Source organism: Streptomyces sp. NPDC091282, from assembly GCF_044757385.1.
Classification (GTDB): Bacteria; Actinomycetota; Actinomycetes; order Streptomycetales; family Streptomycetaceae; genus Streptomyces; species Streptomyces gramineus.
This window is the reverse complement of record NZ_JBIVUX010000007.1, coordinates 159,965-180,015: the sequence shown is the minus strand read 5'-3', so window position 1 is coordinate 180,015 and position 20,051 is coordinate 159,965. Positions and strand designations below refer to the sequence as shown.

Here is a 20,051-nt window from a genome sequence, read left to right as displayed (position 1 = left end):
GAACGATTCACGCCGGGCGCCGGGCTCGTCACCGCGGCCGGGAGGGGAGCCGACGTGGTTCCAGGGAGGGGACGGTGACGTTCCGTTACGTGCGGCGAGTCGATGAGGGTGCGTCACGGAGATCGGTCGCACCGTCGGGCACCCCGAGAAGAACTGCCCAAGATCGCGGTCAAGACGGACTTCCGGACATATCAATCGATCCCGGAGAAGTGCCGGACGCGGGCGGCGGGCCGCCTGCGGAAATCTCCCGGTCCTTTTCCATAATGCCGTCACCTTTCTTCAGAAGTACGACAAGCGAGGAATTCTCCCCGGCCTCAAGTCGCACGTCCGGGCAGGCGATCTGAGCCCGGATCACCTCCGGGCCGCGGAGACCGAGGAGGGCCCGGCGGCGGACTCGCGTCCGACGGGACGGACCTGACGGAGCGGCGGGCCGGCGCGGCGGCCGGCAGGCAGGGGGAGCGCGGGAGACGGCGCTCGCCTCCCGCGTGCGGTCCGGGCCACGGCGAACGGCATGAGCCGGCGTACTCGGATCCTCCCGCCGGGCAGACTCCGCCCATGGACTGGACCCACTACCGCTTCTGCAGCCTGTGGCCCCTGCCCTTCGGGAGCGCGGCCGTCTACCGAGCCCTGGAACGGGTCGAGGAGTACCCGCGCTGGTGGCCCCAGGTGCGCACGGTCAGCCGGCTCGACGACACCACCGGCGTCATCACCATCCGCTCGGTCCTGCCCTACGACATGACGTTCACCGCACGCGAGACCCGCCGCGACCCGGCCGCCGGGATCCTGGAGATCGCGATGAGCGGCGACATCGAGGGCTGGGCCCGCTGGACGGTCACCGCCGACGGCACCGGCACCCTGGCCCGCTACGACCAGGTCGTCGACGTCACCAAGCCGCTGCTGCGCCGACTGGCCGTCCCCGGAAGGCCGTTCTTCCGCGCCAACCACCGGCTGATGATGCGGTCGGGACGGCGCGGACTGCGCGGGCACCTGCAAGCGGTTTGAACGTAACCCGCCGGTCCCTGTATTGTTCGGTGCGTTCCCGGGCGATTAGCTCAGTGGGAGAGCGCTTCGTTCACACCGAAGAGGTCACTGGTTCGAACCCAGTATCGCCCACCACCGGGAAGGCCGGTCCGCCTGTGCGGACCGGCCTTTTTTGCGTGCGACCCGGCCGAACGGCGGACCCTGCGGCGGTGTGCCCGCGGCCCGCCGCCTCCGCTGCCTAGGGTGGCGCCATGGATGCCGATTCCCTGATCAGGGCCGCGATCGAAGAACACTGGCGGGCGTCGGAACGCGGTGACGTCGAGGCGGAGCACGCCGTCTACGCCGAGGACGCGATCCTCGACTACCCGCAGTCCGGCGAGCGCTTCCGGGGACGCGAGACGATCGCGGCACAACGCGGCGGCCACCCCGCGGACCGGCACTTCACCGTCCGGCGGATCACCGGCCACGCGCACCTCTGGGTGAGCGAGTGCGTCATCACCTACGACGGCGTGCCGTCGTACTCGGTGAGCATCATGGAGTTCGACGGCCGGCACGTGGTGCACGAGACCCAGTACTTCGCGGGCCCCTTCGGCACGCCGGCCTGGCGCGCCGCGCTCGCCGAGCCGATGCCGGGACGCACCGTCACGGAAGCCTGACGTCCGCGGCGCCCGAAGCGCCGACGGCCGAGGACGCGCCCGGGGCCGTGGCCGTGCCCGCGCCCGGGGCCGGGCTGACGGCGCTCCTGGGGGACGGGCACCCGGATGCCGGCGGTGCTGGGCCGGGAGCCCGGTGCGCGGCCCCGGCCGGGCGACGCGGGCCCGTACCGCCGTCGCCTCCGCGCCCGCCGACGCCGGACGCACCCGCGCGGCCCCGGCCCGGCGGCGCCCGCGGGGGCCGGGCCGCCGGGTGGGCATGCCGGTGACCGGCGGCGGAGGTACGGTCGACAGACGGCGCAGAGCGGGATCTCTCAGCCGACGCACGGGCCGGTGCCCGAGACGCGCCGGGAGGGCACATGAGTCAGCAAGCGAACATCACCGCGCAGACCGCCTTCGGCGAGGCCGTCGTCTCCGGGAACTTCGACGCCTTCGACGAGATCGTCGCGGCCGATTCGGTCGACCACGATCCCGCCCCGGGACAGGGACCGGGACCCGACGGGTACAAGGGCATGTTCGGCGAGTTGCGGGAGGCCTTTCCCGACCTGAACGTCCAGGTGGAGCATCTGCTCGCCACCGACGACGAGTTGGCCTTCGCCTACGTCATCTCCGGTACCCACCGCGGGCCGTTGATGGGGCATCCCGCGACCGGCCGGAAGGTGAGCTACCGCGGCATGCAGATCAGCCGTTTCGACGGCGACGGCAGACTCGTCGAACGCTGGGGCAGCAGTGACGAACTCGGCATGCTGCGGCAACTCGGCCTCACCGTGACGTGAGGCCCGGGAGCCGGGAGACGTAGCGATGAAGGGGCGGGGCGCCGGGCTGCCGGCGCCCCGCCCCTCACGCCGCCGCCGGCAGTTCCGGCCGCAGCGGCCAGTACGTGTTCACCGTCTCCGGTGTGCCGCTGCGCGCGAACCACGCCTGCAGTCCGCGTGCCTGCGCCGCGTGCCACGTCGTCTGCAACGTGTGCAGCTCGGCGGGGCTCAGGCGCTCCAGCCGGGCCGCGAACCTGCGGCCCAGCGCCCGTACCAGATCCAGTGAGGCCAGCGCGTCGGCGGCCGCGTCGTGCGCGCCCTCCAGGCTGACCTCGTAGTGCGCGCAGAGGTCGGTCAGGGTGCGCCGGCCCTTGCGGTAGCGGTCCAGATGTTTGTCCAGGACCCGAGGGTCGAGGACGAGCAGCGGGCTCGCCTCGAACCAGCGGTCCAGCGCGGACGCCCGGTGCCGCCGCAACTCGCGGTCCAGCAGCGTCAGATCGAACGGCGCGTTCATCACCACCAGCGGGCGGTGCATCGCCGCGTGCTCGGCCAGATGCTCGGCTATCTCGTACATCACCGGAGCCGGCCAGCGGCCGTTGCGCTGCAGGTGTTCGTCCGTCAGCCCGTGCACCGCCGTCGCCGCTTCCGGCACCGGCATGCCCGGGTTGACCAGCCAGCGGGTCACCCGGGGCCGGGTGCCCGGGGCGTCCTGGACGACGACCGCGGCGGACACGATGCGGTCGGTCTCCACGTCCACGCCCGTGGTCTCCGTGTCGAAGGCCGCCAAGGGCCCCTCGTACCAGCACGTCATGCCAATACAACTCCTTGTTCACCCACGGCAGCTGACGTTCCGTCTTCTGCCTGTTTGGTGATACCCGGGCCGTTTGCGGCGTACGCCGGAAGGACACAACAGGAGTGCGGGTCTTTGCAGTTCAGCGGCCCGCCACGGGGAAACTCTTTGGCTGGGAAGGCTGTTGGTCATGGCGATAGCCCAGCCCGAGCGGGGCGGGCTGCTGCCCGAACGCACGGGCCCCCATCGCGGCACACTCGCCACCACCGCCTGCATGGAGACACTGCAGGTGGGATATCTGCACGCCGTCGCCGCGGCGGCCGGCTGCTCGCTCTCGCAGCCGTTCCCTGACAACGGCATCGACTGGCACGTCAGCCACGGCTCGCCCGGTCACACCGTCGACGACGAGGTGACGATCAAGGTGCAGCTCAAGTGCACGTACCAGATCGCACCCAACCCGCCGGGACGTTTCTTCTCCTTCACGCTGGACAACGACCACCTGCGCAAGCTCGCCCGCACACCGGTGTCGGTGCACAAGATCCTCGTGGTGATGCTGGTCCCGCGCTCCCAGGACGACTGGCTGCGCGCCAGCCACGACCGCCTCGATCTGCGCCACTGCTGCTACTGGGTCAACCTGGCAGGGCATCCGATCACCGGCCGGAACCGGACCACCGTGCGGATTCCGACCTCGCGCATCTTCGACGACCGGGCGCTCTGCGAGATCATGACGCGGGTCGGGACGGGAGGACGACCATGAGGCACCGTCCGTACGAGGAGCAGCTGCGGGAAGTCCGGCCGCATCCCGTGGACCCGCACTGGAACCGTCCCCCCGAGCCCACCGACGTCGACCCCGCGGTGCTCGGCGCCCTGCTGCGCCGGCACGGCTGGCAGCGGCGCGGCGGAGCCCCGGGACGCTACGGCCGCTGGACCCCACCCGGGCCGGGCAACACCGGCACCAGCCTGCTGGTACCCGAGAACCGCGCCTTCCCGGACAGTGACGACCTGCTCGGGGAGGCGCTCACCGCTCTCGTGCGCAGCGGGACGCCCGCCGCACGCGAGGTGCTGGTCGGGCTGGCGGTGCCGAGCGACGAGATCCGCTGGTGGCGGGACGTGCCCGGCGGGCCGGCGGACACCGCTCCCTGGACGGTCGAGGAACAGCTGCGCACCGCCGCCCGGCAGACCCTGCTGGCCGGTGCGCTCGCCACGCGCGCGCGTGCCGGCTACTACGGCGCCCGGCACAAGCGTGCGGCCGCCGCCCTGCTGGACTCCGTCCTCGTCGGCTCCGCGGAGGGCGGCCGGGGACTGACCGCCTTCGTGCCCGTGGGCACCGGACGGCCGCTCGCCGTACGCCTCCACCAGGCCCTGTACGCCGCCCGCGAGGCCATCGACTACCAGCGGGCCACCGGCGGCATGGACGCCTTCGACGGAGCCGTCGAGGCGGGCGTGAGCCGTGAGCTGACCGACGCCCTGGTCACCCTCGTGCGCGGGACCGAGGGCGCCCGGATCTCCGTCGAGTGGGCGCCGGCCGCCGGGGTCCCCGACGACTGCGCCGCCACCGCCGAGCCCGTCGAGTTCTCGCCCGGCGACCTGCCCGTGCTGCGCGAGGCGGGCGCCCGCTTCCTGCGCGACGAACCCTCCGTGCCGGTCCGGATCACCGGCACCGTGGTCCGGATGCGCCGCGCGGAGCCGCGCGGCGACGGCGCGGTACGGCTGCGGGTCATCGCCGGCGCCGAGGTGCCCTACGTCCGGGTCACCCTCGACGAGGAGGACTACCGCATCGCCGGACAGGCGCACCTGGTCGGGCTGCCGGTACGGGTGCACGGGCGGCTGGAGAGCCGGGGCGGGTTCCGGCGGCTGTCCGGCGCCACCGGGGTCGTACCGGTCCAGGTCGACGAGGCCGAGCGGGACCGGCTGATGAAGTCGCTCCAGGAGAACCTGGACTTCTTCGAGGAGGCCTGCACCGGGGACGACTGCGACTGACCGGCGACTGCGGGTAACCGTTTAGCGGTCGGCGGGGCCGGGTCGGTACGATCCGGTATTGCGCGCGCTCCTGGTATGGCGCCGCATCCACCTTCAGGCAGGAGAGACCGGTGTCAGACGTCCGTGTGATCATCCAACGCGATTCCGAGCGGGAAGAACGCGTGGTGACGACGGGCACTACGGCCGCCGACCTCTTCGCCGGCGAGCGCTCGATCATCGCCGCGCGGGTGGGCGGCGAGCTGAAGGACCTCGCGTACGAGCTGAAGGACGGCGAGACCGTCGAGGGTGTCGAGATCTCCTCCGAGGACGGGCTGGCCATCCTGCGCCACTCGACCGCGCACGTCATGGCCCAGGCCGTGCAGGAGCTGTTCCCGGAGGCGAAGCTCGGCATCGGCCCGCCCGTCAAGGACGGCTTCTACTACGACTTCGACGTCGAGAAGCCCTTCCACCCCGATGACCTCAAGGCCATCGAGAAGAAGATGCAGGAGATCCAGAAGCGCGGGCAGAAGTTCTCCCGCCGCGTGGTCACCGACGAGGCCGCCCGCGAGGAACTGGCCGACGAGCCCTACAAGCTGGAACTGATCGGCCTCAAGGGCTCGGCCTCCAGCGACGACGGCGCGGACGTCGAGGTCGGCGCCGGCGAGCTGACGATCTACGACAACCTGGACGCCAAGACCGGCGAGCTGTGCTGGAAGGACCTCTGCCGCGGTCCCCACCTGCCCTCCACCCGTCTCATCCCGGCGTTCAAGCTGATGCGCAACGCGGCCGCCTACTGGCGCGGCAGCGAGAAGAACCCGATGCTCCAGCGCATCTACGGCACCGCCTGGCCGTCCAAGGACGAGCTGAAGCAGTACCTCGACTTCCTCGCCGAGGCCGAGAAGCGCGACCACCGCAAGCTGGGCAACGAGCTGGACCTGTTCTCCATCCCGGAGCAGATCGGCTCCGGCCTCGCCGTCTTCCACCCCAAGGGCGGCGTGATCCGCCGGGTCATGGAGGACTACTCGCGCCGCCGGCACGAGGAGGAGGGCTACGAGTTCGTCTACACCCCGCACGCCACGAAGGGGAAGCTCTTCGAGACGTCCGGGCACCTGGACTGGTACGCCGACGGCATGTACCCGCCCATGCAGCTCGACGAGGGCGTGGACTACTACCTCAAGCCCATGAACTGCCCGATGCACAACCTGATCTTCGACGCGCGCGGCCGCTCCTACCGTGAACTGCCGCTGCGCCTGTTCGAGTTCGGGACCGTGTACCGGTACGAGAAGTCCGGTGTCGTGCACGGCCTGACCCGGGCCCGCGGCTTCACCCAGGACGACGCGCACATCTACTGCACCAAGGAGCAGATGGCGGAGGAGCTCGACAAGACGCTCACCTTCGTCCTGAACCTGCTGCGCGACTACGGCCTCACCGACTTCTACCTGGAGCTGTCCACCAAGGACCCGGAGAAGTTCGTCGGCTCCGACGAGGTCTGGGAGGAGGCGACCGAGACGCTCCGTGCGGTCGCCGAGAAGCAGGGCCTCCCGCTCGTCCCCGACCCGGGCGGCGCCGCCTTCTACGGCCCGAAGATCTCGGTGCAGACCAAGGACGCGATCGGCCGCACCTGGCAGATGTCCACGGTCCAGCTCGACTTCAACCTGCCCGAGCGGTTCGACCTGGAGTACACCGCCGCCGACGGCTCCAAGCAGCGCCCGGTGATGATCCACCGCGCCCTGTTCGGCTCCATCGAGCGGTTCTTCGCGGTGCTCCTGGAGCACTACGCGGGTGCCTTCCCGGCGTGGCTGGCGCCGGTCCAGGCGGTCGGCATCCCGATCGGCGACGGACACGTCGAGTACCTGCAGAAGTTCGCGGCCGAGGCCAAGAAGAAGGGCCTGCGGGTCGAGGTCGACGCGTCGTCGGACCGGATGCAGAAGAAGATCCGCAACGCCCAGAAGCAGAAGGTGCCCTTCATGGTCATCGCGGGCGACGAGGACATGACGGCCGGTTCGGTCTCCTTCCGCTACCGCGACGGCTCGCAGGAGAACGGCATCCCGTTCGAGGAGGCCATCGCCAAGATCGCGCAGGTGGTCGAGGAGCGGACCCAGGTCTGACCCCGCCCGCCGCCGAGAGGCCCCCGCGGTTCACTCCCGCGGGGGCCTCTTCGCCGTCCGGCCCGCCGCCAGGTCCTCCTCGCCCTCCAGCGCGAACCGCTGCAGCAGCATCGAGGAGAACGAGCCGGTGACCGCGCCGAGCAGGGCGATCCCGCAGGCCATCAGCCCCACCGCGACGGTCCGGCCGAGCGTGGTCACCGGCGTGACGTCGCCGTAGCCGACCGTCGAGAGCGTCGAGCAGGTCCACCACACGGAGTCCCCGAAGGTACGGATGGTGGCGTTCGGGGCGCCGCGCTCGACCTGGTAGACGGCGAGCGCCCCGGCGAAGCCCAGCAGGGCGATCGACAGGCTCGCGTAGAACATCACGCGGGCGTGCAGCGCCAGCCGCGGGCGCCCGTGACGGCGCTGCATCGCCTCGTAGGTGCGGACGATCTGCACCGGCCGCAGCAGGGGCAGCAGCACCACGAGCGTGTCCAGCCACTGCCGTGTGACGAAACGCGGGCCCGTACCGCTGATCCGCCAGCGCACCCCGTAGTCGACAGCGAACAGCCCCCACGATCCGTACGTCAGCGACAGGAACCCGAGGTGCACGGCCCTGGGCAGGCCGGGCGCCAGCACGTGCACCGCGTACGCGCCCAGGAAGACCAGGGAGGCGATGCCGAGCGGAAGATCCGACCGCCGCTCCCAGCGGTCCAGGCGGCTTTCGTCGTCCATCCGCCCAGCTTCGCCGCCCGCCGGTTTCCGCTGGCCCCGGCGACACGCCGCGAACGGGCGAAGCCATATGCTGCCTAGCATGACGAGTGAGCCGGAGCAGCAGATCGGAGTGGGGACGCAGGACGCGTTCCAGCGCCTGTGGACACCCCACCGGATGGCCTACATCCAGGGTGAGAACAAGCCGACCGGCCCGGGCGCCGACGACGGCTGTCCCTTCTGCTCGATCCCGGCCAAATCCGACGAGGACGGGCTCATCGTCCGGCGCGGCGAGCACGTCTACGCGGTGCTCAACCTCTACCCGTACAACGGCGGCCACCTGATGACGGTCCCGTACCGCCATGTCGCCGACTACACGGACCTGACCGGCCCGGAGACGGCCGAACTCGCGGAGCTGACCAAGCAGGCGATGACCGCGCTGCGGACGGCGTCCGGCGCGCACGGCTTCAACATCGGCATGAACCAGGGCACGGTGGCCGGCGCCGGCATCGCGGCCCACCTGCACCAGCACATCGTCCCGCGCTGGGGCGGCGACACGAACTTCATGCCGGTGGTCGGCCACACCCGGGTGCTGCCGCAGCTGCTGGCGGACACCCGCACGATGCTGGCCGAGGCCTGGCCGGCGCCGCGGGACTGACACGGCCCGCTCCCGGGGGCGAACCGTCCCCGGGAGCGGACCGCGGCGTCACGCCGGTCACGCGTCGTACTTGTCGGCCTTCTTCGGCGACGCGTCCTGGACCGCGCCGCTGAGATTGCCCGCGCGCGAGCTGAACTTGTCGATGTCGACGTCGTGCTCCTTCAGGACGCTGAGCGCGGCCCGGTGCACGGCACGGAGTATCGGCGTGGCCGCGCGCAGCGCGTCGTCGGCCATGAAGCGGTGGTCCCAGGGCTGGTCGGCCCAGGCGTGCCGCAGACCGAACGGCTCGGGCAGCCCTATCGAACCGCCGAGCCACTTCAGCAGCGGCGGATACCAGCTGACACTGGCACGGGCGCCGAGCCGGACCACCTCGTCGGGGGTGACCAGCGGCAGCTTGACGGTCCGGGTCTCCCAGAACCGCACGGTCTTCGCGACCGTCTTGGTGGGGGCCTCGGGCTTGCCGTTGAACAGGCCGTTGACCGGGCCGAGGGCGTGTCCGGTGACCTCGATGCGCAAGGTCTCCTTGAGCACGGTCACCGTCGCCATCATCGTGATGATCAGGTCGCCGTTCCACAGGTACGGCCACTGCACGCCCAGGTAGTGGCGGTCGCCCTTGTCGAAGTGGTTGCTGTTGCAGATGTCCTCGACGTCCTTGGGCCCCACCTTGTAGTCGGTGCCCTCGGGCCGGGACACCGCCTTGGCGCCCGCTCCGACATGGGTGACGATCCAGTGCTTGACATGGGGTTCGGGGAAGCCGCCGGTCTTCAGGTGCTGCCGGTGCAGCACGCTCAGCTCCTTCTCGATCTCCCGGACGACCGTCCAGGCCCGGAACTCGTGGACGCCCTTGACCGGATCGAGCGGGACCAGTTCCTCCGCGAGCACCCAGGAGCCCCAGCGGGTGCCCATGCCGAGTATGCCCTTGGTGCCGGCGTAGAAGACGGAGTTGGACTGCTGCTCGGCGCTGAGCCGGGCCAGCGACTGGCGCAGCTGCTCGGCCGCGGCCTGGTCCGGGCTGGTCGGCACCGCCTCGGGGACCTTCGCGCCGACGCTGCCGCCGGAGAGCAGCCCGCCCCAGGCCTCGCGCAGGTCGACCGCGGTCTTCTCGCAGAACCGCTTGGCCAGATACCAGCCGACGACGGGGAGCACGATGCAGCCGCGCGCGTACCAGCCCCAGAAGCCGGTCAGCGGCATCCGGATCAGGAAGATCACCGCGAGCACGCCGACGGCCGCCAGCAGGGCGCTGCCGAGCCCGGAGACCCGCTTGTTGTCCGCCTTCAGCATGGACGCGCGGAGCTGGAAGACCAGCAGCCAGACCACCAGGCCGGGCAGGAACAGCACCCCGCACAGCAGCATGACGGCGGTCAGCCGCTGGTCGCGCTCCTTGCGGATGCGGTTGGCCGCCAGGCAGTGCTCGACGACCACCTGGGGTTCGCTGCCGAAGGACTGGATCAGCGGCTTGCGGCCCACGCCCAGCATGCGGTCGATGACCGCCTGCGAGTACGCCTCACCGAAGTTGGGCCGGAAGATCTTCGCCCACTTGCGGCCTTCGTTGACCGTGGACTGGTGCCATTCGTTGTCGGCCTTCTTGATGTCCTCCATCGGCGTGTCCCGGTAGGCCGCCGAGGCCAGGGCATAGGTCGGGGCCTGCGCCTCGCCACCCGGCCTCGGCACCTGTGGCCCGAAGAAGTCCTCGAAGCTCATTCCCGCCCCCACTTGCCGCCGTCCCGCTCCTGCGGCCTTCCCGACTTCCGCACTCCGCACACCTGTTGATCAAGTACTCAGGGTATCCCCGGCCACCCGCGAGCGTCGGCGGACGGCCGAAGCCGTCCGCCGAACACCCTTGTTGTCGACTATGAGGCCGACTACGAGGCCTCCTTGACCTGTTCGCGAATCTTCTCGGCGATCTGCGGCGGCATCGGCTCATGACGGGCGTACGCGCGGCTGAAACGCGCCGTGCCGTGCGAGAGGGACCGCAGGTCGACCGCGTACCGGCCGATCTCGAACTCGGGCACCTCCGCCTTGATCAGCGTGCGTCCGCCGCTGGTCTGCTCGGTGCCCAGCACCCGGCCGCGCCGCCCGGACAGGTCGCTCATCACCGCGCCCACGTAGTCGTCGCCGACCAGCACGGAGACCTCGGCCACCGGTTCGAGGAGGTGGATCCTGGCGTCCGCGGCGGCCTCCCGCAGCGCCAGCGCGCCCGCCGTCTGGAAGGCCGCGTCGGAGGAGTCCACCGAGTGCGCCTTGCCGTCGAGCAGGGTGACCCGCACGTCGACCAGCTGGTAGCCGGCGGCGACCCCCTTGGTGGCCTGCGCCCTGATGCCCTTCTCCACCGACGGGATGAACTGCCGGGGCACCGCGCCGCCGACCACCTTGTCGACGAACTCGATGCCGGAGCCGCCCGGCAGCGGCTCCACCTCGATCTCGCAGATCGCGAACTGCCCGTGGCCACCGGACTGTTTGACGTGCCGGCCGCGCCCGGCGGACCTGCCGGCGAACGTCTCCCGGAGGGACACCCGGTGCGGTACGACGTCGACCTGGACGCCGTACCGGCTGCGCAGCCGCTCCAGGGCGACGTCCGCGTGCGCCTCGCCGAGGCACCACAGCACCACCTGGTGGGTGTCCTGGTTCTGCTCCAGACGCATGGTCGGATCCTCGGCCACCAGGCGGGAGAGGCCCTGCGAGAGCTTGTCCTCGTCCGCCTTGCTGTGCGCCTGGATGGCCAGCGGCAGCAGCGGGTCGGGCATCTCCCACGGCTCCATGAGCAGCGGGTCGTCCTTGCCGGACAGGGTGTCCCCGGTCTCCGCGCGGCCGAGCTTGGCCACGCACGCGAGGTCACCGGCGATCACGTGCGTGACCGGCCGCTGCTGCTTGCCGAACGGCGTGGACAGGGCGCCGATCTTCTCGTCGACGTCGTGGTCCTCGTGGCCGCGGTCGGCGAGGCCGTGCCCGGAGACGTGGACCGTCTCGTCGGGACGCAGGGTGCCGGAGAAGACCCGCACCAGCGAGACCCGGCCGACGTAGGGGTCGGAGGCGGTCTTCACCACCTCGGCGACCAGCGGGCCGCCGGTGTCGCAGGGGGTGATCTCGCGTGGCTCGCCGTCGATGGTGGTGACCCCCGGTGTGGGGTGCTCGAACGGCGTCGGGAAGCCGCCGGTGACCAGTTCCAGCAGCTCGACCGTGCCGAGGCCCTGGCGGGCGCCGTCGGCGGCCGGGGCGGCGGCCAGCACCGGGAAGAACGCCCCGCGTGCGACGGCCCGCTCCAGGTCCTCGATCAGCGTCTTGAGGTCGATCCGCTCGCCGCCCAGATAGCGGTCCATGAGCGTCTCGTCCTCGCTCTCCGAGATGATCCCCTCGATGAGCCGGTTGCGGGCCTCGTCGATGTCCGGCAGCTGGTCGGGGCCGGGCTCGGACTCCTTGCGCTCCCCTGAGGAGTAGTCGAACAGCTTCTGCGTGAGCAGCCCGACCAGACCGGTCACGGGCGCGTGCCCGTCCGGACCCTGCGGGCCGTGCAGCGGCAGGTAGAGCGGGAGCACCGCGTCGGGGTCGTCGGCGCCGAAGGCCTCGGCGCAGACCCGGGTCATCTCCTCGAAGTCCGCGCGGGCGGCCTCCAGGTGCGTGACGACGATCGCCCGCGGCATCCCGACGGCCGCGCACTCCTCCCACACCATCCGCGTCGAGCCGTCGACCCCGTCCGAGGCCGAGACGACGAAGAGGGCCGCGTCCGCGGCGCGCAGACCGGCCCTCAGCTCACCGACGAAGTCGGCGTATCCCGGAGTGTCCAGGATGTTGATCTTGATTCCGTTCCATTCGACCGGCACCAGCGACAGCTGGACGGAGCGCTGCTGCCGGTGCTCGATGTCGTCGTAGTCCGAGACGGTCCCGCCGTCCTCCACCCGGCCCGCCCGGTTCACCGCTCCCGCGGTCAGCGCGAGCGCCTCCACCAGCGTGGTCTTGCCGGATCCGGAGTGGCCGACCAGCACCACATTCCGTACGGACGCGGGGTGGTCGGCCGCCGTAGCCCTGCCGGCGGCCCCGGGGTGTTCCTTTGTCTTGTCGCCCATGGTTCTGCCTCCCGTGCACGGTGAGGTCATCTGTGGGCGCGGGCGAGCAGGGCGGGCCGCGTGCGGTGGCGGCACCGATGACGCCCGCGGTTATTCGAGCTTTCCACTCCCGTCACGGTGCGTCCATACGAAGGACGTGATCGCGCCCGCCGCCCGCTTCGGGCGCCGCCGGCGGCGCCCGCCGCGAGTGCCCAGCCGTCGCACACACGCGCGCGTGGCTACGATGGGCCAGCCGGGGCGGCCAGCAGGGGCCGCACGGCGCAACGACCGTCGGGAAGGCCATGCTGAACAAGTACGCGCGTGCATTTTTCACGCGTGTCCTCACACCGTTCGCCGCGTTTCTCATCCGCCGGGGTGTGAGCCCGGACACGGTCACGCTTCTCGGCACCGCCGGAGTCGTCGCGGGCGCGCTGGTCTTCTTCCCCCGGGGCGAGTTCTTCTGGGGCACGATCGTGATCACGCTGTTCGTGTTCTCGGACCTGGTGGACGGCAACATGGCCCGCCAGCTGGGCCGCACCAGCCGCTGGGGCGCCTTCCTGGACTCCACCCTGGACCGGGTCGCCGACGGCGCCATCTTCGGCGGCTTCGCCCTTTGGTACGCGGGCAACGGCGACAACGACATGCTGTGCGCCGTCTCCATCTTCTGCCTGGCCAGCGGCCAGGTGGTGTCGTACACCAAGGCGCGCGGCGAGTCGATCGGCCTGCCGGTGGCCGTCAACGGCCTGGTCGAGCGGGCCGAGCGCCTGGTGATCTCGCTGGTGGCCGCCGGTCTGGCCGGTTTCCACAACTTCGGTGTGCCGGGCATCCAGATCCTGCTGCCGATCGCCCTGTGGATCGTGGCCGTGGGCAGCCTCGTCACCCTCGTGCAGCGGGTCGTCACGGTCCGCAGGGAGTCCGCGGAGGCGGAGGCCGCGGCAGGCCGGGAGACCGCAGGTCACGGGAGCGAGGCCGGACAGTGAGCGCCGCCGACCGGCTCACCGACGGGCTGTACGGGCTCGGCTGGAGCACCGTCAAGAAACTGCCCGAACCGGTCGCCGCCCGCCTCGGTCGGACCGTCGCGGACCTCGCCTGGCACCGGCGCGGCAAGGGCGTCCAGCGCCTGGAGTCCAACTACGCGCGCGTGCTGCCGGACGCGAGCCCGGAGCGGCTGCGCGAGCTGTCCCGGGCCGGCATGCGGTCCTACCTGCGGTACTGGATGGAGTCCTTCCGGCTGCCGTCCTGGAACGAGGACCGGGTCAGGACCGGTTTCGCGCCCAAGGACGTCCATCACCTCACCGACGGTCTCGCCTCCCGCCGCGGTGTGATCCTCGCGCTGCCGCACCTGGCCAACTGGGACCTGGCCGGCGCCTGGGTCACCACCGAGCTGAAGACCCCGTTCACCACGGTCGCCGAGCGCCTCAAGCCGGAGACCCTCTACGACCGGTTCGTCGCCTACCGCGAGGGTCTCGGCATGGAGGTCCTGCCGCACAGCGGCGGCTCCGCCTTCGGCACCCTGGCCCGCAGACTGCGCGACGGCGGCCTGGTCTGCCTGGTCGCCGACCGCGACCTGTCCGCCTCCGGCGTCGAGGTCGACTTCTTCGGCGGCACCGCCCGGATGCCCGCCGGACCCGCCCTGCTGGCCCAGCAGACCGGCGCGTACCTGCTCCCGGTGACCCTCTGGTACGACGGCACACCGGTCATGAAGGGCCGGGTGCACGCACCGGTCGACGTGCCCGAGTCAGGCGACCGGGCGGCGAAGACGTCTGTCATGACACAGGCGCTGGCCGACGCCTTCGCCACCGGGATCGCCGACCATCCGGAGGACTGGCACATGCTCCAGAGGCTGTGGCTCGCCGACCTCGACCCCGCGAAGGGACCGTCGTGAGGATCGGCATCGTCTGCCCGTACTCCTGGGACGTCCCCGGCGGCGTCCAGTTCCACATCCGCGACCTCGCCGAGTACTTCATCCGCCTCGGCCACGACGTCTCCGTCCTGGCGCCCGCCGACGACGACACCCCGCTGCCGCCCTACGTCGTCTCGGCCGGCCGCGCGGTGCCGGTGCCGTACAACGGCTCGGTGGCCCGTCTCAACTTCGGGTTCCTGTCCGCCGCGCGGGTCCGGCGCTGGCTGCACGACGGCGCGTTCGACGTGGTCCACATCCACGAGCCGGCCTCGCCGTCCCTCGGCCTGCTGACCTGCTGGGCGGCGCAGGGCCCCATGGTGGCGACGTTCCACACCTCCAACCCGCGCTCCCGCGCCATGATCGCCGCGTACTCGATCCTGCAGGCCGCGCTGGAGAAGATCAGCGCCCGGATCGCGGTCAGCGAGTACGCCCGCAGGACCCTGGTCGAGCACCTCGGCGGGGACGCGGTCGTCATCCCGAACGGCGTCGACGTCGACTTCTTCGCCAAGGCCGAGCCCCGTCCCGAGTGGCAGGGCGACACCATCGGCTTCATCGGCCGCATCGACGAGCCCCGCAAGGGCCTGCCGGTGCTGATGAAGGCCCTGCCCAAGATCCTCGCCGCCCGTCCGCAGACCCGCCTGCTGGTGGCCGGCCGCGGCGACGAGGAGGCGGCCGTCGAGTCCCTGCCCGCCGAGCTGCGCTCCCGCGTCGAGTTCCTCGGCATGGTGAGCGACGAGGACAAGGCCCGCTTCCTGCGCAGCCTCGACCTGTACATCGCGCCCAACACCGGCGGCGAGAGCTTCGGGATCATCCTGGTCGAGGCGCTCTCCGCCGGCGCGCCGGTCCTCGCCTCCGACCTCGACGCCTTCGCCCAGGTCCTGGACCAGGGGGCGGCGGGCGAGCTGTTCGCCAACGAGGACGCGGACGGCCTGGCGAAGGCCGCGGTACGGCTCCTGGCGGACCCGGAGCGCCGGGCCGCGCTGAGCACCCGCGGCAGCCTGCACGTACGCCGCTTCGACTGGTCGACCGTCGGCGCGGACATCCTCTCCGTCTACGAGACGGTGACCGCGGGCGCGGCGGCGGTGGCCACCGACGAACGCCCGGGGCTGCGGTCCCGCTTCGGCCTGGCCCGGGACTGAGGGCCCCGCCGCGACGGCCCCGAAGCCGTCGCGGCCGGGCGCGCGGCACCCCGCGCCCCTGACGGGGCGCTCGCGCGGACGCTTCCTATAGCGTTCCGCCCGTGACCGCAACACTCATCTGGACGCTCTGGATCCTCGCCGCGCTCGTGGTGGTCGGCCTCTACTTGAGCTGGACCGCGGGGCGGCTCGACCGGCTGCACGCGCGCATCGACGCGGCCCGCGCCGCCCTCGACGCCCAGCTGCTGCGGCGCGCGTCCGTCGCCCAGGAGCTGGCGACCTCCGGGGTGCTCGACCCGGCCGCGTCGATCGTGCTGTACGAGGCCGCGCACGCGGCCCGGCAGTCCGAGGAGGACCAGCGCGAGGTCGCCGAGAGCGACCTGAGCCAGGCCCTGCGGGCGGTCTTCGAACATCCCCAGCAGGTCGAGGAGGTCCGCGCGGCCCCCGGCGGCGAGGCCGCGACCAGCGAACTGGCCGAGGCCGTGCGCCGGGTCCCGATGGCCCGCCGCTTCCACAACGACGCCGTCGGCGCGGCCCGCCGGCTGCGCGAGCACCGCAAGGTCCGCTGGTTCCGGCTGGCCGGCCACGCCCCGTTCCCGATGGCCTTCGAGATGGACGACGAACCGCCCGTGGCGCTGGCCGACCGCGGCACCGGAGCGGCCGCCTGACCTGCGGCGAACCGGCCCCACAAGGCCAAAAGGATCCACCGGCTTGCCATTGGCCCTTGCTGTGGACTGGTCCGCTCGCGTTTCCTCGGTGTTCGCAGAAACCCTCTTTCAGCAAGTGAGGTCACCCGTGTCCACCACTGACAACCAGGCTCCCGAGACCGGCACCGCCCGCGTGAAGCGCGGCATGGCCGAACAGCTCAAGGGCGGCGTGATCATGGACGTCGTCACGCCGGAGCAGGCGAAGATCGCCGAGGACGCGGGCGCCGTCGCCGTCATGGCGCTGGAGCGGGTCCCGGCCGACATCCGCAAGGACGGCGGAGTGGCCCGGATGTCCGACCCGGACATGATCGAGGGCATCATCGAGGCCGTCTCCATCCCGGTCATGGCCAAGTCCCGGATCGGCCACTTCGTCGAGGCCCAGGTCCTCCAGTCGCTCGGCGTCGACTACATCGACGAGTCCGAGGTCCTCACCCCGGCCGACGAGGTCAACCACTCCGACAAGTGGGCCTTCACCACGCCGTTCGTCTGCGGCGCCACCAACCTCGGCGAGGCCCTGCGCCGCATCGCCGAGGGCGCGGCCATGATCCGCTCCAAGGGCGAGGCCGGCACCGGCAACGTCGTCGAGGCCGTCCGCCACCTGCGCCAGATCAAGGGCGAGATCGCCAAGCTGCGCGGCTGCGACAACAACGAGATCTACGCCGCCGCCAAGGAGCTGCGCGCCCCGTTCGAGCTGGTCAAGGAGGTCGCCGAGCTGGGCAAGCTGCCGGTCGTGCTGTTCTCCGCCGGTGGTGTCGCCACCCCGGCCGACGCCGCCCTGATGCGCCAGCTCGGCGCCGAGGGCGTCTTCGTCGGCTCCGGCATCTTCAAGTCCGGCGACCCGGCCAAGCGCGCCGCCGCCATCGTCAAGGCGACCACCTTCTACGACGACCCGAAGATCATCGCGGACGCGTCCCGCAACCTCGGCGAGGCCATGGTCGGCATCAACTGCGACACCCTCCCCGAGACCGAGCGCTACGCGAACCGGGGCTGGTGATGACCACTCCGGTGGTCGGAGTGCTCGCGCTCCAGGGCGACGTACGGGAACACCTCGTCGCCCTGGCCGCGGCCGACGCCGTGGGCCGCCCGGTCCGCCGTCCCGAGGAGCTCGCCGAGGTGGACGGCCTGGTCGTGCCGGGCGGCGAGTCCACCACCATCTCCAAGCTCGCCGTCCTGTTCGGCGTGATGGAACCCCTCCGCGCGCGCGTGCGGGACGGCATGCCCGTCTACGGCACCTGCGCGGGCATGATCATGCTCGCCGACAAGATCCTCGACCCGCGCTCGGGCCAGGAGACGATCGGCGGCATCGACATGATCGTGCGCCGCAACGCCTTCGGACGGCAGAACGAGTCCTTCGAGGCCGCGGTCGCCGTCGAGGGCGTGCCGGGCGATCCCGTGGAGGGCGTGTTCATCCGCGCGCCCTGGGTCGAGTCGGTCGGTGCCGCGGCCGAGGTCCTCGCCGAGCACGACGGCCACATCGTGGCGGTCCGCCAGGGCAACGCTCTGGCCACGTCGTTCCACCCGGAACTGACCGGCGACCACCGCGTTCACTCCCTCTTCGTCGACATGGTGCACGCGTACCGGACGGCGCGGTCCTAGTAGGATCTCTGGCGTTCGTTGTTTGGATGGGTTACGCGAAGGAGACAGGCAGATGTCCGGCCACTCTAAATGGGCTACGACGAAGCACAAGAAGGCCGTGATCGACGCCAAGCGCGGCAAGCTCTTCGCGAAGCTGATCAAGAACATCGAGGTCGCGGCCCGGATGGGCGGCGTCGACATCGAGGGCAACCCGACTCTCTACGACGCCATCCAGAAGGCGAAGAAGCAGTCGGTCCCGAACAAGAACATCGACTCCGCGGTCAAGCGCGGCGGCGGCCTGGAGGCCGGCGGCGCCGACTACGAGACGATCATGTACGAGGGTTACGGCCCGAACGGCGTCGCGGTGCTCATCGAGTGCCTCACCGACAACCGCAACCGCGCGGCCTCCGACGTCCGCGTCGCCATGACCCGCAACGGCGGCTCCATGGCCGACCCGGGCTCGGTGTCGTACCTCTTCAACCGCAAGGGCGTCGTGATCGTCCCCAAGGGCGAGCTGTCCGAGGACGACGTCCTGGGCGCCGTCCTGGACGCGGGTGCCGAGGAGGTCAACGACCTCGGCGAGTCCTTCGAGGTGCTCAGCGAGGCCACCGACATGGTCGCCGTGCGCACCGCCCTCCAGGACGCCGGCATCGACTACGACTCGGCCGAGGCCAACTTCGTCCCGACCATGCAGATCGAACTGGACGAGGAGGGCGCCCGGAAGATCTTCAAGCTGATCGACGCCCTCGAGGACAGCGACGACGTGCAGAACGTCTTCGCCAACTTCGACGTCAGCGACGAGGTCATGGAGAAGGTCGACGCGTAACGCCGCCGCGGGCTGAACCGGCCGAACGGGCCGACGGGACACACCCGTCGGCCCGTCGTCATGCCGGCCGTTGTCGGTGGCACCCGCTAGCCTGCACAAACAGGTGACCGAAGGGAGGGGCGCGGTGCGCGTATTGGGGGTGGACCCCGGACTGACCCGATGCGGTGTCGGGGTCGTCGAAGGCGTCGCCGGACGGCCGCTCACCATGATCGGCGTGGGAGTCGTCCGCACGCCCGCGGACGCGGAACTCGGCCATCGCCTCGTCGCCGTCGAGCAGGGCATCGAGCGGTGGCTGGACGAACACCGGCCCGAATTCGTCGCCGTGGAACGGGTGTTCAGCCAGCACAACGTCCGGACCGTGATGGGCACCGCCCAGGCCAGCGCCGTCGCCATGCTGTGCGCCGCCCGCCGGGGCATCCCGGTCGCCCTGCACACCCCGAGCGAGGTCAAGGCCGCCGTCACCGGCTCGGGGCGCGCCGACAAGGCCCAGGTCGGCGCCATGGTCACCCGGCTGCTGCGACTGGACGCCCCGCCCAAGCCGGCCGACGCCGCCGACGCCCTCGCGCTCGCCATCTGCCACATCTGGCGCGCCCCCGCCCAGAACCGACTCCAGCAGGCCGTCGCCCTGCACGCAGCCAACGCAACGAAAGGCCGTACGGCATGATCGCCTTCGTGAGCGGCCCGGTCGCCGCCCTCGCCCCGGACTCCGCGGTCGTCGAGGTGGGCGGGATCGGCCTCGCGGTCCAGTGCACGCCGAACACCCTGTCCGGACTGCGCACCGGCCGGCAGGCCCGGCTCGCCACCTCCCTCGTCGTACGGGAGGACTCGCTCACGCTGTACGGCTTCGCCGACGACGACGAGCGCCAGACCTTCGAACTCCTGCAGACCGCGAGCGGGGTCGGCCCCCGGCTCGCGCAGGCCATGCTCGCGGTGCACAGCCCCGACGCCCTGCGCCGGGCCGTCGCCACCGGCGACGAGAAGGCACTCACCGCCGTCCCCGGGATCGGCAAGAAGGGCGCCCAGAAGCTGCTCCTGGAGCTGAAGGACCGGCTCGGCGAACCCCTCGGCACCCCCGCGATCGGCTCGCCCGTCAGCCAGGGCTGGCGCGACCAGCTGCACGCCGCGCTGATCGGCCTCGGCTACGCGACCCGGGAGGCCGAGGAGGCCGTCACCGCCGTCGCCCCGCAGGCCGAGGCCGCCGCCGGCACCCCGCAGGTGGGCCAGCTCCTCAAGGCGGCCCTGCAGACCCTCAACCGCGCCCGCTGACCCC

20 protein-coding genes and 1 tRNA gene are annotated in these 20,051 nt (G+C 71.4%); 17 read left to right on the top strand and 4 right to left on the bottom strand.

The features are described from left to right. The first annotated feature begins 555 nt into the window (after window positions 1-555). The 4 genes from ACIQOE_RS30335 (at window position 556) to ACIQOE_RS30320 (ending at window position 2,410) form a co-directional block, all read left to right on the top strand. The gene (locus ACIQOE_RS30335; RefSeq protein ID WP_401414852.1) at window positions 556-1,002 is read left to right on the top strand and encodes an SRPBCC family protein; all 447 of its coding nucleotides are present in this window, start codon (window positions 556-558) and stop codon (window positions 1,000-1,002) included. 39 nt (window positions 1,003-1,041) lie between these two features. Continuing rightward, window positions 1,042-1,116, top strand: a tRNA-Val gene (locus ACIQOE_RS30330). Between the two features lie 116 nt (window positions 1,117-1,232). Further along, window positions 1,233-1,637: a nuclear transport factor 2 family protein gene (locus tag ACIQOE_RS30325; protein ID WP_362643739.1), complete on the top strand. Its 405-nt coding sequence runs from the start codon at window positions 1,233-1,235 to the stop codon at window positions 1,635-1,637. Between the two features lie 356 nt (window positions 1,638-1,993). Next, complete coding sequence (locus ACIQOE_RS30320; protein ID WP_351320201.1) at window positions 1,994-2,410, top strand: ester cyclase; 417 nt, start codon at window positions 1,994-1,996, stop codon at window positions 2,408-2,410. Between the two features lie 64 nt (window positions 2,411-2,474). On the opposite strand, the gene ACIQOE_RS30315 is transcribed toward ACIQOE_RS30320, so the two are convergent. Then, entirely contained in the window at window positions 2,475-3,200 is a 726-nt protein-coding gene (locus tag ACIQOE_RS30315) for a 3'-5' exonuclease (RefSeq protein ID WP_351320199.1), read from the bottom strand. 169 nt (window positions 3,201-3,369) lie between these two features. Here ACIQOE_RS30315 and ACIQOE_RS30310 point away from each other — a divergent pair, with 169 nt between their 5' ends. From ACIQOE_RS30310 to thrS, 3 genes are all read left to right on the top strand, one after another. Beyond that, complete coding sequence (locus ACIQOE_RS30310; RefSeq protein WP_089103211.1) at window positions 3,370-3,936, top strand: DUF4365 domain-containing protein; 567 nt, start codon at window positions 3,370-3,372, stop codon at window positions 3,934-3,936. Next, window positions 3,933-5,159 (top strand): hypothetical protein, encoded by a 1,227-nt coding sequence (locus ACIQOE_RS30305; RefSeq protein ID WP_362643734.1) that lies wholly within the window; start codon window positions 3,933-3,935, stop codon window positions 5,157-5,159. Before ACIQOE_RS30310 ends, ACIQOE_RS30305 begins: the two co-directional genes overlap by 4 nt. 110 nt (window positions 5,160-5,269) lie before the next feature. Then, on the top strand, window positions 5,270-7,246 hold the full coding sequence (gene thrS / locus ACIQOE_RS30300; RefSeq protein WP_351320194.1) for a threonine--tRNA ligase: 1,977 nt from the start codon (window positions 5,270-5,272) through the stop codon (window positions 7,244-7,246). 30 nt (window positions 7,247-7,276) lie between these two features. On the opposite strand, the gene ACIQOE_RS30295 is transcribed toward thrS, so the two are convergent. Continuing rightward, a complete protein-coding gene (locus ACIQOE_RS30295; protein ID WP_365558081.1) occupies window positions 7,277-7,960 on the bottom strand; it encodes a potassium channel family protein in 684 nt (227 codons plus the stop codon). 67 nt (window positions 7,961-8,027) lie between these two features. Here ACIQOE_RS30295 and ACIQOE_RS30290 point away from each other — a divergent pair, with 67 nt between their 5' ends. Then, window positions 8,028-8,594 (top strand): HIT domain-containing protein, encoded by a 567-nt coding sequence (locus ACIQOE_RS30290; protein WP_365558084.1) that lies wholly within the window; start codon window positions 8,028-8,030, stop codon window positions 8,592-8,594. 57 nt (window positions 8,595-8,651) lie between these two features. On the opposite strand, the gene ACIQOE_RS30285 is transcribed toward ACIQOE_RS30290, so the two are convergent. Together ACIQOE_RS30285 and ACIQOE_RS30280 are read right to left on the bottom strand one after the other, a co-directional pair. After that, window positions 8,652-10,295 carry a hypothetical protein gene (locus tag ACIQOE_RS30285; protein WP_365558087.1) on the bottom strand — a complete coding sequence of 548 codons (1,644 nt, stop codon included), beginning with the start codon at window positions 10,293-10,295 and terminating at the stop codon, window positions 8,652-8,654. A 161-nt stretch (window positions 10,296-10,456) separates the two neighbouring features. Further along, window positions 10,457-12,655: an elongation factor G-like protein EF-G2 gene (locus tag ACIQOE_RS30280; RefSeq protein ID WP_365573630.1), complete on the bottom strand. Its 2,199-nt coding sequence runs from the start codon at window positions 12,653-12,655 to the stop codon at window positions 10,457-10,459. Between the two features lie 281 nt (window positions 12,656-12,936). Between ACIQOE_RS30280 and pgsA the strand changes: the two genes are divergently transcribed. The 9 genes from pgsA (at window position 12,937) to ruvA (ending at window position 20,047) form a co-directional block, all read left to right on the top strand. Beyond that, window positions 12,937-13,614: a phosphatidylinositol phosphate synthase gene (pgsA, locus tag ACIQOE_RS30275; RefSeq protein ID WP_362643729.1), complete on the top strand. Its 678-nt coding sequence runs from the start codon at window positions 12,937-12,939 to the stop codon at window positions 13,612-13,614. Next, a complete protein-coding gene (locus tag ACIQOE_RS30270; protein WP_399012924.1) occupies window positions 13,611-14,519 on the top strand; it encodes a phosphatidylinositol mannoside acyltransferase in 909 nt (302 codons plus the stop codon). The genes pgsA and ACIQOE_RS30270 overlap by 4 nt, the downstream gene beginning before the upstream one ends. Continuing rightward, the gene (locus ACIQOE_RS30265) at window positions 14,516-15,676 is read left to right on the top strand and encodes a glycosyltransferase family 4 protein (RefSeq protein WP_362643728.1); all 1,161 of its coding nucleotides are present in this window, start codon (window positions 14,516-14,518) and stop codon (window positions 15,674-15,676) included. The genes ACIQOE_RS30270 and ACIQOE_RS30265 overlap by 4 nt, the downstream gene beginning before the upstream one ends. Before the next feature lie 101 nt (window positions 15,677-15,777). Further along, entirely contained in the window at window positions 15,778-16,341 is a 564-nt protein-coding gene (locus ACIQOE_RS30260; protein ID WP_351320178.1) for a hypothetical protein, read from the top strand. Window positions 16,342-16,468: 127 nt separating this feature from the next. After that, window positions 16,469-17,374 carry a pyridoxal 5'-phosphate synthase lyase subunit PdxS gene (pdxS, locus tag ACIQOE_RS30255; protein WP_351320176.1) on the top strand — a complete coding sequence of 302 codons (906 nt, stop codon included), beginning with the start codon at window positions 16,469-16,471 and terminating at the stop codon, window positions 17,372-17,374. Next, window positions 17,374-17,976: a pyridoxal 5'-phosphate synthase glutaminase subunit PdxT gene (pdxT, locus tag ACIQOE_RS30250; protein ID WP_351320174.1), complete on the top strand. Its 603-nt coding sequence runs from the start codon at window positions 17,374-17,376 to the stop codon at window positions 17,974-17,976. The genes pdxS and pdxT overlap by 1 nt, the downstream gene beginning before the upstream one ends. A gap of 52 nt (window positions 17,977-18,028) precedes the next feature. Continuing rightward, window positions 18,029-18,781, top strand: coding sequence for a YebC/PmpR family DNA-binding transcriptional regulator (locus ACIQOE_RS30245; RefSeq protein WP_365573634.1), 753 nt, complete (start codon window positions 18,029-18,031; stop codon window positions 18,779-18,781). A 124-nt stretch (window positions 18,782-18,905) separates the two neighbouring features. Further along, on the top strand, window positions 18,906-19,445 hold the full coding sequence (gene ruvC, locus ACIQOE_RS30240) for a crossover junction endodeoxyribonuclease RuvC (protein WP_351320170.1): 540 nt from the start codon (window positions 18,906-18,908) through the stop codon (window positions 19,443-19,445). Further along, the gene (gene ruvA, locus ACIQOE_RS30235; RefSeq protein WP_401414846.1) at window positions 19,442-20,047 is read left to right on the top strand and encodes a Holliday junction branch migration protein RuvA; all 606 of its coding nucleotides are present in this window, start codon (window positions 19,442-19,444) and stop codon (window positions 20,045-20,047) included. The genes ruvC and ruvA overlap by 4 nt, the downstream gene beginning before the upstream one ends. Window positions 20,048-20,051 lie beyond the last annotated feature (4 nt).

Bases quoted from the DNA above. Each gene is read 5' to 3' on its own strand.
- ACIQOE_RS30305 (WP_362643734.1), top strand. From the start codon at position 3,933: ATGAGGCACCGTCCGTACGAGGAGCAGCTGCGGGAAGTCCGGCCGCAT.
- pgsA (WP_362643729.1), top strand. From the start codon at position 12,937: ATGCTGAACAAGTACGCGCGTGCATTTTTCACGCGTGTCCTCACACCG.
- pdxT (WP_351320174.1), top strand. From the start codon at position 17,374: ATGACCACTCCGGTGGTCGGAGTGCTCGCGCTCCAGGGCGACGTACGG.
- ACIQOE_RS30280 (WP_365573630.1), bottom strand. From the start codon at position 12,655: ATGGGCGACAAGACAAAGGAACACCCCGGGGCCGCCGGCAGGGCTACG.
- ACIQOE_RS30320 (WP_351320201.1), top strand. From the start codon at position 1,994: ATGAGTCAGCAAGCGAACATCACCGCGCAGACCGCCTTCGGCGAGGCC.
- ACIQOE_RS30290 (WP_365558084.1), top strand. From the start codon at position 8,028: ATGCTGCCTAGCATGACGAGTGAGCCGGAGCAGCAGATCGGAGTGGGG.
- ruvA (WP_401414846.1), top strand. From the start codon at position 19,442: ATGATCGCCTTCGTGAGCGGCCCGGTCGCCGCCCTCGCCCCGGACTCC.
- ACIQOE_RS30335 (WP_401414852.1), top strand. From the start codon at position 556: ATGGACTGGACCCACTACCGCTTCTGCAGCCTGTGGCCCCTGCCCTTC.
- ACIQOE_RS30315 (WP_351320199.1), bottom strand. From the start codon at position 3,200: ATGACGTGCTGGTACGAGGGGCCCTTGGCGGCCTTCGACACGGAGACC.
- ACIQOE_RS30285 (WP_365558087.1), bottom strand. From the start codon at position 10,295: ATGAGCTTCGAGGACTTCTTCGGGCCACAGGTGCCGAGGCCGGGTGGC.
- ACIQOE_RS30325 (WP_362643739.1), top strand. From the start codon at position 1,233: ATGGATGCCGATTCCCTGATCAGGGCCGCGATCGAAGAACACTGGCGG.
- ACIQOE_RS30310 (WP_089103211.1), top strand. From the start codon at position 3,370: ATGGCGATAGCCCAGCCCGAGCGGGGCGGGCTGCTGCCCGAACGCACG.
- ACIQOE_RS30295 (WP_365558081.1), bottom strand. From the start codon at position 7,960: ATGGACGACGAAAGCCGCCTGGACCGCTGGGAGCGGCGGTCGGATCTT.
- ACIQOE_RS30245 (WP_365573634.1), top strand. From the start codon at position 18,029: ATGTCCGGCCACTCTAAATGGGCTACGACGAAGCACAAGAAGGCCGTG.